Origin of the sequence: Pseudomonas canadensis (assembly GCF_000503215.1) — a bacterium.
GTDB classification, from domain to species: domain Bacteria; phylum Pseudomonadota; class Gammaproteobacteria; order Pseudomonadales; family Pseudomonadaceae; genus Aquipseudomonas; species Aquipseudomonas canadensis.
In genome coordinates this window covers 1,252,612-1,267,438 of sequence record NZ_AYTD01000013.1, presented here as the reverse complement: position 1 = coordinate 1,267,438, position 14,827 = coordinate 1,252,612, and the positions used below count along the sequence as shown (strand labels likewise).

Here is a 14,827-nt window from a genome sequence, read left to right as displayed (position 1 = left end):
AATACAGGCACCAGGAGCACCCCCTCATGAGCAGCACCTCTTCCGGCCAAAGTGCCGGGCAATTGGAAACACGCGGCATCGAACCGGTCCCTGAAGGCGAGTGCAACGGGCACCCGCTGCAACTGTTCTGGGTGTGGTTCGCCGCCAACATCAGCATCCTCGGTTTGCCGCTCGGCGCCACATTGGTGGCGTTTCGCGGCCTGGCGATCTGGCAGGCGATTATCGTGGCGATCCTCGGCGCTGCCGGTTCGTTCGCGGTGGTGGGCATCATCTCCATCGCCGGCCGTCGTGGGCGTGCGCCGAGCCTGACGCTGTCCCGCGCCATCTTCGGTGTGCGCGGCAATATCGGGCCGACGCTGGTGTCATTGATGTCACGCCTGGGTTGGGAGACCGTCAACACCACCACGGCCGCCTTTGTGCTGCTGTCGTTATGCTCGATCCTCTTTGGTTCGCCGGTCGAGGCGAAAAGTGCGCCGGTGCTGACCCTGATCTTCATCGCCATCTTCGTCTTGCTGACCCTGTCGGTTTCCGGCCTGGGCCATGCCACGTTGCTGGTGATCCAGAAGTGGGCCACGTATGTGTTTGGCGCCCTGAACATTCTGGTCGGCGGCTTCCTCTGCGCCACTATCGATTGGAGCGCGGTGTTCAACGCCACCCCGGCGCCGCTGAGCGCGATGATCATCGGCGTCGGCACCATGGCTGCGGGTACCGGTATTGGCTGGGCGAATGCCGGTGCCGACATGTCGCGCTATCAGCACCGCAGCGTCACCGCCGTGCGCCTGGTGGCATCCGCCGCGTTTGGCGCGGGTATTCCGCTGGTGTTGCTGATCACCCTTGGCGGCTTGTTGTCGGTGGGCAACAACGACCTGGCCTCGGCCACTGACCCGATCGTCGCGATCCGCGACATGCTGCCGACCTGGATGGCGGTGCCGTACCTGATCACCGCGTTTGGCGGGCTGCTGCTGTCCAACAACCTGTCGGTGTACTCGGCGGGCCTCACCACCCTGACCCTCGGCTTGAAGGTCAAGCGCGTGCATGCGGTGATCGTCGACATCGTGGCGATCTTTGCCGGCTCGATCTACTTCATGTTGGTCGCCGACAGCTTCTACGGCCCCTTCATCACCTTCATCTCGTCGCTGGCCGTGCCGATCACGGCGTGGGTCGGCATCTTCGTGGTTGACCTGATCCACCGTCACTACTACAGCCCCAAGGACCTGCTGGACGTGAGCCCAAGCAGCGCCTACTGGTATCGCAGCGGTGTGGAGTGGCGTGCGTTCGGCGCCTGGGCGGTGGCGATTGCGCTGGGCTTCAGCTTCACCACCATCGGCACCACCGCCGAAAACATCTGGTTCGCCGGGCCTTTGTCCGACTCCTGGCTGGGCCACAACGGCCTGGGCTGGATCGTCACCTTCCTGGTGGCCGGCGGGATTTATGCAGTCCTGGGTGGTGCGGCTGACCGTCGCCCGGCTTTGGTAGAGCGTCCTAATGTCTAGATTGCTGCACACCGGCCAGGTCATCGTCGACCTGGTGATGGCCCTCGATACCTTGCCCGCCACCGGCGGCGACGTGCTGGCGCAATCGGCCAGCTTTGAGGCCGGAGGAGGCTTCAATGTGATGGCGGCCGCGCGGCGCAATGGGTTGGCGGTGGTTTACCTCGGCCGTCATGGCAATGGGCGCTTTGGTGACCTGGCGCGCGCGGCGATGCAGGCCGAAGGGGTGGAAATGGCCCAGACGGCCAGCACCGATAAAGACACCGGTTTGTGTGTATCGCTGACCGAGGCTACCACTGAGCGCACCTTCATTTCCCATATCGGCGCTGAAGGTGACTTGAGTGCCGATGACTTGGCGCGAATGGTCCCGCAAGCGGACGATTACGTGTATGTCAGCGGCTACAGCCTTTTATTGGAAGGCAAGGCGCAGGCGTTGCTCGATTGGCTGCTGGCGCTGCCGCGAGCGATCACCGTGGTGTTCGATCCGGGCCCGTTGGTCAAGGCGCCGGATTCGGCGCTGATGATGGCGTTGTTGCCGCGCATCGATATCTGGACCAGTAACGGCCCGGAAGCCCTGGCATTTACCGGAGCGGGTACGTTGGCGGATGCGCTGGTCGATCTCAATCGTCACCTGCCCGTTGATGCCTTGCTAGTGGTGCGGGATGGACCGAATGGTTGCTGGGTCAGCCGCAATGGCCAGGCGGAGCATGTGCCGGGTTTCAAGGTAAAAGCGGTGGACAGCAATGGAGCAGGGGATGCCCATGCAGGGGTGTTTATTGCTGGCCTTGCTAAAGGTTTGAAACCTGCTGAAGCGGCACGCCGTGCGAATGCGGCAGCGGCGTTGGCGGTGACACGCTGGGGGCCTGCAACTTCCCCGGGCACTGCAGAAGTCGACACACTCCTCACAGAGTAAACGCAGCAAAACCTGTAGGAGCTGGCTTGCCAGCGATGGCGGTTTATCTGCAACCGTTACGGTGACTGATGCGCCGCCATCGCCGGCAAGCCGGCTCCTACAGTGGGTTTGTGTTCAGCCGGTTTTTTCAGCGCTTCGATCAGACCAGCCAACAACGTATTACTGGGAGCTGGCACTGTCCAACTTACGCGCCTCATCCACACCCGACGCTGTCAGCTTGATCGGCAGATTCAACGCATACTCGCCGGCAGCGTCAGTGGTCACATGCCCATCCTTGATCAACCCACGGTCCTGCAGGAACGCCAAGACACTGGCCACCTCTTTTTCGCCGCGGTAGTTATCCAGCACCTCCTTGCCCAGGCCTTGCGGATGGGCGTGCAGCAGGCGGGTGAGGACTTCTTTTTCAAGGTTTCTATCGACGTTCATGCGTACCTCTTCACTGGGAAATGATCGGGTGTTCGTCTTGCGTTCGATGGGTCAAGGCGCAGGTTGTTTCGGCGCACCTGGGACGTTGGAGTCATCGCCCTTGTTGATGTTGGGCTGGTTGATCGCCGGGCCCATTTTGCCGTTACCGACGGCAGCAGGCGCTTGACGCTGGGTATCGTTGCCTTGGGTGCGCGGGTCAGCGCCGGGTTCAATGACCGCGCCACCATTGGTGTCCATGCCAGTACCCATGGATTTCTGCGACTCGGTGGTGGCATCCGGCGTTGGATCGGTTGGCCCGGTGGTCGAGCTGGCGGCAAAGGCGCTCAGCGACGCAGCAGACAACAGGCCTGTGAGGGCGAGGGCAGCAAACTTGGAATTTTTCATGAGGGTGTCTCCATATGATTAATGTCCTTACCCTCTATTGGTCAGCCCGGCTTTGGCGTTCGTGCCTTGATGGCGACGAACGGTCTTAGCTCACCTGTAAGATTTTGTGTGCCGAGGCCCGCCGCCAGATCAGTCTCGCGAGGCTGATCAACCAATTGAGCAACGCCACTGCGGTCACACTCAGCAGCAGCGATTGCAGGCCATACTCGACGATGATCCGCCCCGCCAGCATCGGGAACCCGAACACCCCGACGAAGTACCCGAGGCTGAACAGCAGCAACGCTTGGGACGTGGTGCCAGCGGGGGCTTCATTCGCCACCAGCCCGTTGATCACCGAGTACGTCAGCCCATAACCCACGCCCAGGGTGATGGCGGCGAGCAGGTAGCTGAAGCTCCCCGATACCTTGAAGCCAAACATCAACACCGACACCAGCATCAGCCCCGACAGTACGCACGCCGAGCGATAGGCATCACGCTTGACGACAAGCCCGGCAATCAACAAGCGGCTGGTAATCGCCGCGCTCAGGAAACCCACGAAAAACAGCGAATAGTCCAGGGAATGCGCCGCTGCGTAGCTGGTCTGGAATGAGGACAACCCGCCGAACACACAACCGCCCAGGCCGACCATGATGATCGCGAACACGGCCCTCGATGACAGCACCTGGCGGGTGGCACGCCAGGAAATTTTTGCCACAACCGCGTCTTGTTTGAGATGGGCACCCAGTCGCCAGAACATCACCACGCCCACCAGGCTGGCGAAGGCGGCGATGTAAAACGCGCTGGTCAGCGGCAGCTCCAATGCGCTCGCCGCACGCCCGAGCAAGGGGCCGGCCCCGATCCCGCTCATCATGCTGCCGGACAATAACGCAAAGTACTTGGCCCGCTGCTGCGGTTCTACCAGCATGGCCACGATGATCGGTCCCAAGGTATAGAACACCCCCCAACCGAGCCCCAGGGCCAGGCCAAACCCCATCAAGCCCAGGCCGAAACCTGGCATCAGGGCAAAACCCAGGCATGCCACCACCAACAGCAGGCCCAATCCCGCAATCGCCCGCGCCGCGCCCAGCACATCAGCCAAATGCCCGGAGACCAACACCGCCACAAAGGTGCTGAGCATCGCCATGGAGATCACACTGCCTGCATCGTGCTCGTTACCGCCGCGCGTATGAATCAGCAACGACAACAGAAAGGTCGAGCCGTAAGACAGCGACAACAGAAAACTGGCAAGGCAAAACAGGGCGAACAACGGCGTGCTCACCGCAGACTTGGAATGCATAAGATGGCCTGGAAGTCATTGGAGTTATGCCGGACTTTTTACCATGCACCGCTTTGCCGATTGTTGTGTGGTTGGTGGTGCCAGCGTTAGCCGTGGACGGAGTAAGGGGATGCAGTGAAATTGCACTGCAATCCGTCACGAAAGCGTCTTAGTATGTGTGCTTTGAAATTGCCAAGGCTCGCCCATGACCATCGAGATTCGCCCCGCCGTGCCCAGCGATGCTGCGCAGATCCTGACGTTTATTACCGAGCTGGCCGAGTACGAGAAGGCCCGGCACGAAGTGATCGCCAGTGTGGTGGACATCGAGCGTAGCCTGTTCAGCGAAGGCGCCACCGCCCATGGCCTGATCTGCCTGCGCGACGGCTTGCCGATTGGCTTTGCGGTGTTCTTTTTCAGCTATTCCACCTGGCTGGGCAGCAATTGCCTGTACCTGGAAGACCTCTACATCAACCCGGAACAACGCGGCGGCGGGGCGGGCAAGAAGCTGCTGCGTCACCTGGCGAAGATCGCCTTTGACAACGGTTGCGGGCGCTTTGAGTGGAGCGTGCTGGACTGGAACGAACCGGCGATTGCCTTCTACAAATCCATTGGCGCCCAGCCGCAGGAAGAGTGGGTGCGCTATCGCATGGAAGGCGATGCGCTGCGCGATTTCGCCCTGGGCTGAAGCGCTCCTTTCAAAAACACTGAAGATCAAAATGTGGGAGCGGGCTTGCTCGCGAATGCGGTGGATCAGTCAACTCATATATGGCTGACACACCGTATTCGCGAGCAAGCCCGCTCCCACATTCGATTTTGTTCGCCTTGAAGACCATGCTTTGCTCACTATATGGGATGCAAATTTATATATTGAGATATTTCAAATGATAGGTTTATAGTCGGCTGCATCAGCACTCACTACCAAAAATAAAACAGGTGAAGCGATGCAGGCACAACCGTTGTCACTCCCCGCCGTGCCCGAGCCAACCTATGGCGAGCGGCTCAAAGGCAAAGTGGTGATCATCACCGGTGCCGCCCAAGGCATTGGCGAGGCAATCGTCGCGTGTTTTCAGGCCCAGCAGGCGCGCTTGATCATTGCGGATGTCCAGGGCGAAAAAGTCGAGAAGGTCGCCGCCCACTGGCGCGAACGCGGCGCCGACATCTATGCACAAGCCGTCGACATCACGTCCAAAGATCAATGGCAGGCGCTGGTCAACCTGGCTATCGAGCGCTTTGGCCGCGTGGATGTGCTGGTCAACTGCGCCGGCGTCAACGTGTTCCGCGACCCGCTGGAGATGACCGACGAAGACTGGCGCCGCTGCTTCGCCATCGACCTCGACGGCGCCTGGTTCGGCTGCCGCACGGTGTTGCCGCACATGATCGAGCAGGGCATTGGCAACATCATCAATATTGCCTCCACCCATTCCAGCCACATCATTCCCGGCTGCTTCCCGTATCCCGTGGCCAAGCACGGCCTGCTCGGACTGACCCGCGCCCTCGGCATCGAATACGCGCCCAAAGGCATCCGCGTGAATGCCATCGCGCCGGGTTACATCGAAACCCAGCTCAACGTCGACTACTGGAACGGTTTTCCCGACCCCCACGCCGAGCGCCAGCGCGCCTTCGACCTGCACCCGCCCAAGCGCATTGGCCAGCCGGTCGAGGTAGCCATGACGGCACTGTTCCTGGCGACCGACGAGGCGCCCTTTATCAATGCAACCTGCCTGATGATCGATGGCGGGCGGTCTGTGATGTACCACGACTAAACCGTTTTCCAATAACAAGAACGAGGTGGTTCATGCTCAAGAAGACACTCGGCACCCTGGCCCTCGCGGTCGCGTTCAGCGGTGTTGTATCCGCCGAAGAAGTGAAAATCGGCTTCCTGGTCAAGCAGGCCGAAGAACCCTGGTTCCAGACCGAATGGGCCTTCGCTGAAAAAGCCGGCAAGGAGCAGGGCTTCACCGTGATCAAGATCGCTGTGCCCGATGGTGAGAAAACCCTGTCGGCCATCGACACCCTGGCCGCCAACGGCGCCAAGGGCTTCGTCATCTGCCCGCCGGATGTGTCCCTCGGCCCGGCAATCATGGCCAAGGCCAAGCTCAATAACCTTAAGGTGCTGGCGGTGGACGACCGTTTTGTCGACGCCAAGGGCAAGCCCATGGAAGACGTGCCTTACGTCGGCCTGGATGCCTACAAGATCGGCCAGAAACAAGGCGAAGCCATGGCCGCCGAAGCCAAGCATCGCAACTGGGATTGGAAGGAAACCTACGCCGTCATCAACACCTTCGACGAACTTGAAACCGGCAAGAAGCGCACCGACGGTTCGGTAGAAGGGCTCAAGGCTGCCGGCCTGCCAGCAGACCATATCCTGTTCAGTGCGCAGAAAACCCTCGACGTGCCCGGCAGCATGGACGCCACCAACTCGGCCCTGGTGAAACTGCCCAGCGCTGCGAAAAACCTGATCATCGGCGGCATGAACGACAGCACCGTACTGGGCGGCGTGCGCGCCACCGAAAGCGCCGGTTTCAAGGCGGCCAACGTGATCGGCGTCGGCATCAACGGTACCGATGCGATTGAAGAACTGAAGAAAACCGACACCGGTTTTTACGGCTCGATGCTGCTAAGCCCTGACGCCTCCGGCTACAAAACCGCCAGCGCCATGTTCGAATGGGTCACCAAAGGCACCGAGCCTGCCAAGTTCACCGCGTTGGACAACGTGACCCTGATCACCCGCGCCAACTTCAAGGAAGAGCTGAGCAAAATCGGGCTGTGGAAATGACCGGCGCGGCCCTGCGATTCAATGGCATCGGCAAGGAGTTTCCCGGTGTGAAAGCCCTGGCGCAAATCAGCTTTGAAGCGCGGCCGCGCGAGGTGCATGCGTTGATGGGTGAAAACGGCGCGGGCAAGTCGACGCTGCTGAAGATTCTCGGCGGCGCCTACCTGCCCAGCAGCGGAACACTGCAGATCGGCGAGCAGACCATGGACTTCAAGTCCGCCGCCGACAGCATTGCCAGCGGCGTGGCGGTGATCCACCAGGAGCTGCACCTGGTGCCGGAAATGACCGTCGCCGAAAACCTGTTCCTCGGGCATTTGCCGACGCGCTTCGGGGTGGTCAACCGCAGTCAATTGCGCAAGCAAGCGTTGGCGTGTCTCAAAGGCCTGGCCGATGAAATCGATCCGGACGAAAAGCTCGGACGCCTGTCCCTCGGCCAGCGCCAACTGGTGGAAATCGCCAAGGCGTTGTCCCGTGGCGCCCATGTGATTGCCTTCGACGAACCCACCAGCAGCTTGTCGGCGCGGGAGATCGACCGCTTGATGGCGATCATCACCCGCCTGCGCGATGAGGGCAAAGTCGTGCTCTATGTGTCGCACCGTATGGAAGAGGTGTTCCGCATCTGCAACGCGGTGACTGTGTTCAAGGACGGCCGTTATGTGCGCACTTTCGACGATATGAACGCGCTGACCCACGACCAGTTGGTGACGTGCATGGTCGGTCGCGATATCCAGGACATCTACGATTACCGGCCACGGGAACAGGGCGACGTGGCGCTTAAGGTCGAGGGTTTGCTCGGACCAGGCCTGCGTGAGCCGGTCAGTCTGCAGGTGCACAAGGGCGAGATTCTTGGCCTGTTCGGATTGGTCGGGGCAGGGCGCACGGAGCTGTTTCGGCTGCTGAGCGGTTTGACTCGCTGCACCGCCGGTAGCCTTGAACTCTGCGGGCAAACATTGCAATTGCGTTCACCCCGCGACGCGATTGCTGCCGGCGTCTTGCTGTGCCCGGAAGACCGCAAGAAGGAGGGGATCATTCCGCTGTCCAGTGTGGCCGAGAACATCAATATCAGCGCGCGCGGTGCCCACTCAACCTTTGGCTGGCTGTTGCGCGACGGCTGGGAAACCACCAACGCCGACCGGCAGATCAAGGCGATGAAGGTCAAGACGCCCAACGCCGAACAGAAAATCATGTACCTCTCCGGCGGCAACCAGCAGAAGGCCATTCTCGGTCGCTGGCTGTCGATGCCGATGAAGGTGCTGCTGTTGGACGAGCCCACCCGTGGTATCGACATCGGCGCCAAGTCGGAGATCTACCAGATCATCCACAACCTCGCCGCCAGCGGTATTGCGGTGATCGTGGTGTCCAGCGACCTGATGGAAGTGATGGGCATCAGCGACCGCATCCTGGTGATGAGCGAAGGCGCCCTGACCGGCGAACTCACCCGCGACCAGGCGGACGAAGCACGGCTGTTGCAACTGGCTCTCCCGCGTTCGCGGGCTTGAAGAATTCGAGGTGAATGATGTCTGAGGTAAAAACTGCAAAGGGCTTCTGGCCGGGTTTCAACCAGCGCAAGTTCCTCGATGACTGGGTGATGTTGCTCGCCGCGTTGAGCATCTTTGTGCTCAGTGCGTTGTTTATCGATAACTTCCTTTCGCCGCTGAACATGCGCGGGTTGGGTTTGGCGATTTCTACCGTGGGTATTGCGGCGTGCACCATGCTGTTCTGCCTGGCGTCGGGGCACTTCGACTTGTCGGTGGGCTCGGTGATTGCCTGTGCCGGTGTGGTCGCGGGCATTGTGATCCGCGACACCGACAGCGTGGTACTCGGCGTGTCCGCTGCGTTGGCCATGGGCCTGGTGGTGGGGCTGATCAACGGCATTGTCATCGCCAAGCTGCGTATCAACGCATTGATCGCGACCTTGGCGACCATGCAGATCGTGCGTGGACTGGCGTACATCTTTTCCAACGGCAAGGCCGTCGGCGTGATGGACGAAGGTTTCTTCGTGTTCGGCAACGGCCAACTGATGGGCGTGCCGGTGCCGATTATCATCACCGTGCTGTGCTTTGTGTTCTTTGGCTGGCTGCTTAACTACACCACCTACGGGCGCAACACCATGGCCATCGGCGGTAACCAGGAAGCGGCGTTGCTGGCCGGGGTGAATGTTGATCGCACCAAGATCATCATCTTTGCCGTGCACGGCCTGATTGGAGCGTTGGCCGGGGTGATTCTGGCGTCGCGCATGACCTCGGGCCAGCCGATGATTGGCCAGGGGTTTGAGCTGACCGTGATCTCGGCGTGTGTATTGGGCGGGGTGTCGCTGAGTGGCGGCATCGGCATGATCCGTCACGTGATTGCCGGGGTGCTGATTTTGGCGATCATCGAGAATGCGATGAACCTGAAGAACATCGACACCTTCTACCAGTATGTGATCCGGGGTTCGATCCTGCTCCTTGCGGTCATCATCGACCGCATGAAACAACGCTAGGAAGAACATCGCCTAACCCCTGTGGGAGCGGGCTTGCTCGCGAAGGCGGTGGTTCAGTAAGAACATCTTTGACTGACACACAGCATTCGCGAGCAAGCCCGCTCCCACATTTGGATCTCCACTGTATTGAGGTCCGTGATTTGCCATAATGGCGCCGTTTTCGTACTTCCCAATAGGCCCGATATGCAGGAAAACGCCCACACCTCCGTCAAAGACGCCGCCCCCACCGGCACCCAGACCCTGCTGCGTGGCCTGGGCGTGGTGCAGGCGGTGGCGGCCGGTGCGCGGGATCTGAAAGAGATCGCCAAGCGCATCGGTACCACCCGCAGCACCACCCACCGTCTGGCCAGTTGCTTGGTGGAAGAGCGTTACCTGCGCGTGGTGCCGCAGGTCGGTTACCTGTTGGGGCCGAAGTTGATCGAGCTGGGTTTTCAGGCACGCGAAGAGCTGCCGCTGGTGACCTTGGCCATTCCGTATCTGGATGAGTTGTCGGCGCTGACCGGCGACACCATCCACCTGGCCATCCGTGAATACGACGACGTGCTGTACCTGCACAAGAACCCCGGCCGCAATGGCCCGGAAATGCGCTCACGGGTCGGCCATCGCATGCCGCTGGCACGCACCGGGATCGGCAAGGCATTGCTGCTGGATGACACGGTCGCAGAGTGGCAACGACTGTACGAAGCCAGCCTGCCAGCCGGTGGGAAAAGCCTGCAGTGGCCGCAGCACCCGGAGCAATCCTGGGCGCAGTTCGAGCAGCGCATGCATGAATACGTGGTGGGCGGTTATGCGTTCGACCTGGAAGACAACGAACCATCGATCCGTTGCGTGGCGGCACCGGTGCGCGATGCCAGCCGGCGCATTGTCGCCGGTATCAGCATCGCCAGTACCGTGCCCTACATGCCGCTGGAGAAAATGGCCGAGCTGATTCCTGTGGTCAAACAGGTCGCAGCCCGGCTGTCGGCGGAGTTGGGCGCGAAGGCCTGATCAGGCCTTCAGGGTCGCCATGTCGATGACAAAGCGGTACTTCACGTCGCCGGCGATCATGCGGCTATAGGCTTCGTTGATATTGCGGATGTCGAGCATTTCGATGTCGCAGGTGATGCTGTGCTCGGCGCAGAAATCCAGGACTTCCTGGGTTTCGGCAATGCCGCCGATCAGGGAACCGGCCAGTACCTTACGGCCCAGCACCAGCTTGGCGGCGTTGACGGGCGGGTCCACCGGCTCGATCAGGCCGACCAGGATGTGCACGCCGTCAAAGCGCAGCACGTCTAGGTAGGGGTTCAGGTCGTGTTGCACCGGAATGGTGTCCAGCAGGAAGTCAAAGTGCCCGGCGGCGGCTTTCATCTGGGCTTCGTCGGTGGACACGATCACATGATCGGCGCCCTGGCGACGGCCTTCTTCGGCCTTGCTTGCCGAGCGCGTGAACAAGGTCACTTCCGCGCCCATGGCCTTGGCAAACTTGATGCCCATATGGCCCAGGCCGCCCATGCCGAGCACGCCGACTTTATCGCCGGCCTTCACGCCGTAGTGCTTGAGCGGCGAGTAGGTGGTGATGCCGGCACACAGGATCGGCGCGGCGCTGGCCATGTCGAGCTTGGCCGGGATCTTCACCACGAAATGTTCGCTGACCACGATGCTGTCGGAGTAACCGCCCATGGTGTTGCTGCCGTCAACGCGGTCCGGGGTGGCGTAGGTCATGGTCGGGCCTTCGAGGCAGTATTGCTCCAGGTTCGATTGGCAGGCGTCGCAGTGACGGCACGAATCGACCATGCAGCCCACGCCGACCAGATCACCGATTTTGTGCGCGGTGACGTTGGCGCCAACGGCGGTGACTTTGCCGACGATCTCGTGGCCGGGCATCAGCGGGTACACGGCGATGCCCCACTCGTTGCGTGCCTGGTGGATGTCGGAGTGGCACACGCCGCAGTACAGGATCTCGATCGCCACGTCATCGGCGCGTGGGCTGCGGCGCTGGAACGACATGGGGGCGAGGGGAGTGGTGGCCGACTGGGCGGCGTAACCGATGGCGGTGTACATGGGGAGACCTCGCAAAAGCAATGACAGGTGAGGTGGCGCATTCTCCGCGCCGGGTCCTGATGCGGCCATGGCGATTGCTCCGAGTCTCATGCCTATTCGTCCGGGAGTGCCCCGTGTTTGGATCCTTGTGACGCGAGACCTGCGATGATGCTCTCATCCCCTTTTCGCGAAGTTTTTTGCCATGTTGCTCACCCGCCATCTCGATGCCAACGCCACGCTGGTTGCCTTGATTGAAGGGCTCACGCCCTGCGACGGTTTCTCGCCGACGAACTTGCCTGGCGTGCAGGTGCTGCGCGCCAGTTGCGACGTGGCGCGTGGGCCGCAGATCTACGAGCCAAGCCTGATGTTCGTGGCCCAGGGCAGCAAAGTTGCCTACCTCGGCCCGCGTACGCTGGAGTATGGCGCCGGGCATTACCTGATCCAGGCGATGCCGGTGCCGTTCGAGTGCGAGACGTTTGCCATGGCGTCCGATGCGCCGTTGTACGGCGTCACGGTGGGCATTGACCGCGTGGTGCTGGGTGAACTGGTCATGGCCATGGGCATTCAGGCCGGACCGCCACCGACCGCACAGACGCTGGAGTCGATGAGCTCGGTGATGCTCGATGACGCAATGCGCGGCGCTGTCGAGCGACTATTGCAATGCCTGCACGATCCGCTGGAAAGCCGGATCATGGGCCCGGCGCGTGTCAGGGAAGTGTTGTTCACCGCGTTGCGTGGCCCGCAGGCGGATGTGTTGCGGGCGCTGGTGGAACAACAGGGACAGTTTTCGCGGATCGCCACGTCGCTGAATCACCTGCATGCCCATTACGCCGAGCCGCTGAATATCGAGACGCTGGCGGGGTATGCGCACATGAGTGCGTCGACGTTTCATGAGCATTTCAAACGCTGCACGTTGTTGTCGCCGGTGCAGTACCTGAAGCGGCTGCGCTTGCTCAAGGCCCAGCAACTGCTGCTGGTGGAGGGCATGGGCGTAGCGCAGGCGGCGCATAACGTGGGGTATCAGAGTACGTCGCAGTTCAGTCGGGAATATAAGCGCTATTTCCTGCGCAATCCTGGTGAAGAACGCGCCGCATAATTCCACCAGGCACAACACCGTAAATGTGGGAGCGGGCTTGCTCGCGAATACGGTGGGTCAGCTAACACATTCCTCAACTGACAGGCCGCCTTCGCGAGCAAGCCCGCTCCCACATTTGACCGAGGTGACTGGCTTTTTTCGGGCCACAAAAAAGGCTCCCATTTGGGAGCCTTTTTTTATTCAAGCAGCGGGCTTACATATTCGGGTAAGTCGGCCCGCCCGCGCCTTCCGGTGTGACCCAGGTGATGTTCTGCGAAGGGTCCTTGATGTCACAGGTCTTGCAGTGCACGCAGTTCTGGGCGTTGATCTGGAAGCGCTTCTCGCCGTCTTCTTTGGTGATCACTTCATACACGCCGGCCGGGCAGTAGCGCTGCGCCGGTTCATCGTAGAGCGGCAGGTTGGTGCCGATCGGGATGCTCGGGTCCTTGAGCTTCAAGTGGCACGGTTGCTCTTCTTCGTGGTTGGTACCGGAGATGAACACCGAGCTCAACTTGTCGAAGCTCAGCTTGCCGTCGGGTTTCGGGTAGTCGATTTTCTTGCTGTCCTTGGCCAGCTTGAGGCAGGCGTAGTCCGGCTTGGTGTCGTGCAGGGTGAACGGCATTTTGCCGCCCAGGATGTTCTGGTCGAACCAGTTGAAGCCGGCGCCGATGATCGGGCCGAACTTGTGCATCGCCGGGCCGAAGTTGCGGCTGGCGAACAGTTCTTCGTAGAGCCAACTGGACTTGAAGCTGTCGACGTAAGCGGTCAGTTCATCACCGCCTTCGGATTCGGCGAACAGGCGGTCGGCCACGGCGTCGGCGGCGAGCATGCCGGACTTCATCGCGGTATGGCTGCCCTTGATCTTGGCGAAGTTCAGGGTGCCGAGGTCGCAACCGATCAGCGCGCCGCCCTTGAAGACCATCTTCGGCAGCGAGTTCAGGCCGCCTTTGCAGATGGCGCGTGCGCCGTAGCTGATGCGTTTGCCGCCTTCCAGGTATTGGGCCAGCACCGGGTGGTGCTTGAGGCGCTGGAACTCATCGAACGGCGACAGGAAGGTGTTGCTGTAGGACAGGTCGACGATCAAGCCGACCACCACCTGGTTGTTTTCCAGGTGATAGAGGAACGAGCCGCCGGTGTTTTCGGCGCTCATGATGTCCAGCGGCCAACCAGCGGTGTGCACCACCAGGCCAGGTTGGTGCTTGGCTGGGTCGATTTCCCAGATTTCCTTCAGGCCGATGCCGTAATGCTGGGCGTCGGCGTCGCTGTCCAGGTTGAAACGCTGGATCAGCTGCTTGCCGATGTGGCCACGGCAACCTTCGGCGAACAGCGTGTACTTACCGCGCAGTTCCATGCCGGGGGTGTAGACGCCTTCTTTCGGGTTGCCTTCACGGTCGACGCCGAGGTCGCCGGTGATGATCCCGCGCACCACGCCGTTTTCGTCGAACAACGCTTCCTGTGCGGCGAAGCCTGGGTAGACTTCCACGCCCAGGTTCTCGGCCTGCTGGGCCAGCCAGCGGCACAGGTTGCCCAGGGAGATGATGTAGTTGCCTTCGTTGTGCATGGTCTTGGGCACAAAGAAGTCAGGCACCTTGGTGGAGGCTTCGGGGCTGCGCAGTACATAGATGTCATCGCGCACCACCGGAGTGTTGAGCGGGGCGCCGAGTTCTTTCCAGTCCGGGAACAGTTCGTTCAGGGCGCGTGGTTCGAACACGGCACCGGAGAGGATATGCGCGCCGACTTCGGAGCCTTTCTCGACCACGCAGACGCTGATTTCCTTACCGGCTTCGGCGGCCTTCTGCTTCAGTCGGCAGGCGGCAGACAGTCCCGCCGGGCCAGCGCCGACGATGACCACGTCGAATTCCATGTATTCGCGTTCCACAGGCTATCTCCTACTCAAGGCTCAACAGGCTTTTTTTTCTAATGGGTGGAGGTTCGGTGTTGTCTTGCGGCAACGGCAAGACCCACCTTTCTCTCTAGGTGGCGCATTATATCTACACCACTGCTAGCGTC

Annotated in this window: 14 protein-coding genes; 9 read left to right on the top strand and 5 right to left on the bottom strand. The window is 61.0% G+C overall.

Annotated elements, in window-relative coordinates:
- Positions 1 to 26 precede the first annotated feature (26 nt).
- Together U367_RS0114660 and U367_RS0114655 are read left to right on the top strand one after the other, a co-directional pair.
- Positions 27 to 1,493, top strand: a complete 1,467-nt coding sequence (locus U367_RS0114660; protein ID WP_028617567.1) for a purine-cytosine permease family protein — start codon at positions 27 to 29, stop codon at positions 1,491 to 1,493.
- A complete protein-coding gene (locus U367_RS0114655; RefSeq protein WP_028617566.1) occupies positions 1,486 to 2,403 on the top strand; it encodes a PfkB family carbohydrate kinase in 918 nt (305 codons plus the stop codon). Before U367_RS0114660 ends, U367_RS0114655 begins: the two co-directional genes overlap by 8 nt.
- A gap of 159 nt (positions 2,404 to 2,562) precedes the next feature.
- Here the strand turns inward: U367_RS0114655 and U367_RS0114650 are convergent, their stop codons facing one another.
- The 3 genes from U367_RS0114650 to U367_RS0114640 all read right to left on the bottom strand — a co-directional run bounded on the left by U367_RS0114650 (position 2,563) and on the right by U367_RS0114640 (position 4,489).
- The gene (locus tag U367_RS0114650; RefSeq protein ID WP_028617565.1) at positions 2,563 to 2,829 is read right to left on the bottom strand and encodes a hypothetical protein; all 267 of its coding nucleotides are present in this window, start codon (positions 2,827 to 2,829) and stop codon (positions 2,563 to 2,565) included.
- A gap of 51 nt (positions 2,830 to 2,880) precedes the next feature.
- The gene (locus U367_RS0114645) at positions 2,881 to 3,213 is read right to left on the bottom strand and encodes a hypothetical protein (RefSeq protein ID WP_028617564.1); all 333 of its coding nucleotides are present in this window, start codon (positions 3,211 to 3,213) and stop codon (positions 2,881 to 2,883) included.
- Between the two features lie 85 nt (positions 3,214 to 3,298).
- Positions 3,299 to 4,489: an MFS transporter gene (locus tag U367_RS0114640; protein ID WP_028617563.1), complete on the bottom strand. Its 1,191-nt coding sequence runs from the start codon at positions 4,487 to 4,489 to the stop codon at positions 3,299 to 3,301.
- 184 nt (positions 4,490 to 4,673) lie between these two features.
- Here U367_RS0114640 and U367_RS0114635 point away from each other — a divergent pair, with 184 nt between their 5' ends.
- The 6 genes from U367_RS0114635 to U367_RS0114610 all read left to right on the top strand — a co-directional run bounded on the left by U367_RS0114635 (position 4,674) and on the right by U367_RS0114610 (position 10,710).
- On the top strand, positions 4,674 to 5,153 hold the full coding sequence (locus U367_RS0114635; protein ID WP_010208407.1) for a GNAT family N-acetyltransferase: 480 nt from the start codon (positions 4,674 to 4,676) through the stop codon (positions 5,151 to 5,153).
- 256 nt (positions 5,154 to 5,409) lie between these two features.
- Entirely contained in the window at positions 5,410 to 6,231 is an 822-nt protein-coding gene (locus tag U367_RS0114630; RefSeq protein ID WP_028617562.1) for an SDR family oxidoreductase, read from the top strand.
- Between the two features lie 32 nt (positions 6,232 to 6,263).
- The gene (locus tag U367_RS0114625; protein WP_028617561.1) at positions 6,264 to 7,244 is read left to right on the top strand and encodes a substrate-binding domain-containing protein; all 981 of its coding nucleotides are present in this window, start codon (positions 6,264 to 6,266) and stop codon (positions 7,242 to 7,244) included.
- Complete coding sequence (gene araG / locus U367_RS0114620) at positions 7,241 to 8,740, top strand: L-arabinose ABC transporter ATP-binding protein AraG (RefSeq protein ID WP_028617560.1); 1,500 nt, start codon at positions 7,241 to 7,243, stop codon at positions 8,738 to 8,740. The genes U367_RS0114625 and araG overlap by 4 nt, the downstream gene beginning before the upstream one ends.
- 17 nt (positions 8,741 to 8,757) lie before the next feature.
- Positions 8,758 to 9,723, top strand: a complete 966-nt coding sequence (araH, locus tag U367_RS0114615) for an L-arabinose ABC transporter permease AraH (protein WP_028617559.1) — start codon at positions 8,758 to 8,760, stop codon at positions 9,721 to 9,723.
- A 183-nt stretch (positions 9,724 to 9,906) separates the two neighbouring features.
- Complete coding sequence (locus U367_RS0114610; RefSeq protein WP_028617558.1) at positions 9,907 to 10,710, top strand: IclR family transcriptional regulator; 804 nt, start codon at positions 9,907 to 9,909, stop codon at positions 10,708 to 10,710.
- On the opposite strand, the gene U367_RS0114605 is transcribed toward U367_RS0114610, so the two are convergent.
- On the bottom strand, positions 10,711 to 11,763 hold the full coding sequence (locus U367_RS0114605) for an NAD(P)-dependent alcohol dehydrogenase (RefSeq protein WP_028617557.1): 1,053 nt from the start codon (positions 11,761 to 11,763) through the stop codon (positions 10,711 to 10,713).
- Between the two features lie 181 nt (positions 11,764 to 11,944).
- Here U367_RS0114605 and U367_RS0114600 point away from each other — a divergent pair, with 181 nt between their 5' ends.
- Positions 11,945 to 12,838 carry an AraC family transcriptional regulator gene (locus U367_RS0114600; RefSeq protein ID WP_028617556.1) on the top strand — a complete coding sequence of 298 codons (894 nt, stop codon included), beginning with the start codon at positions 11,945 to 11,947 and terminating at the stop codon, positions 12,836 to 12,838.
- A gap of 193 nt (positions 12,839 to 13,031) precedes the next feature.
- Here the strand turns inward: U367_RS0114600 and U367_RS0114595 are convergent, their stop codons facing one another.
- Entirely contained in the window at positions 13,032 to 14,696 is a 1,665-nt protein-coding gene (locus U367_RS0114595) for an electron transfer flavoprotein-ubiquinone oxidoreductase (RefSeq protein WP_010208416.1), read from the bottom strand.
- Between the last annotated feature and the right edge of the window lie 131 nt (positions 14,697 to 14,827).

Coding starts and splice junctions, on each gene's coding strand:
- U367_RS0114660 (WP_028617567.1), top strand. CDS start 27: ATGAGCAGCACCTCTTCCGGCCAAAGTGCCGGGCAATTGGAAACACGC.
- U367_RS0114610 (WP_028617558.1), top strand. CDS start 9,907: ATGCAGGAAAACGCCCACACCTCCGTCAAAGACGCCGCCCCCACCGGC.
- U367_RS0114600 (WP_028617556.1), top strand. CDS start 11,945: ATGTTGCTCACCCGCCATCTCGATGCCAACGCCACGCTGGTTGCCTTG.
- U367_RS0114625 (WP_028617561.1), top strand. CDS start 6,264: ATGCTCAAGAAGACACTCGGCACCCTGGCCCTCGCGGTCGCGTTCAGC.
- U367_RS0114605 (WP_028617557.1), bottom strand. CDS start 11,763: ATGTACACCGCCATCGGTTACGCCGCCCAGTCGGCCACCACTCCCCTC.
- U367_RS0114650 (WP_028617565.1), bottom strand. CDS start 2,829: ATGAACGTCGATAGAAACCTTGAAAAAGAAGTCCTCACCCGCCTGCTG.
- U367_RS0114635 (WP_010208407.1), top strand. CDS start 4,674: ATGACCATCGAGATTCGCCCCGCCGTGCCCAGCGATGCTGCGCAGATC.
- U367_RS0114630 (WP_028617562.1), top strand. CDS start 5,410: ATGCAGGCACAACCGTTGTCACTCCCCGCCGTGCCCGAGCCAACCTAT.
- U367_RS0114655 (WP_028617566.1), top strand. CDS start 1,486: ATGTCTAGATTGCTGCACACCGGCCAGGTCATCGTCGACCTGGTGATG.
- U367_RS0114640 (WP_028617563.1), bottom strand. CDS start 4,489: ATGCATTCCAAGTCTGCGGTGAGCACGCCGTTGTTCGCCCTGTTTTGC.
- U367_RS0114645 (WP_028617564.1), bottom strand. CDS start 3,213: ATGAAAAATTCCAAGTTTGCTGCCCTCGCCCTCACAGGCCTGTTGTCT.
- araH (WP_028617559.1), top strand. CDS start 8,758: ATGTCTGAGGTAAAAACTGCAAAGGGCTTCTGGCCGGGTTTCAACCAG.
- araG (WP_028617560.1), top strand. CDS start 7,241: ATGACCGGCGCGGCCCTGCGATTCAATGGCATCGGCAAGGAGTTTCCC.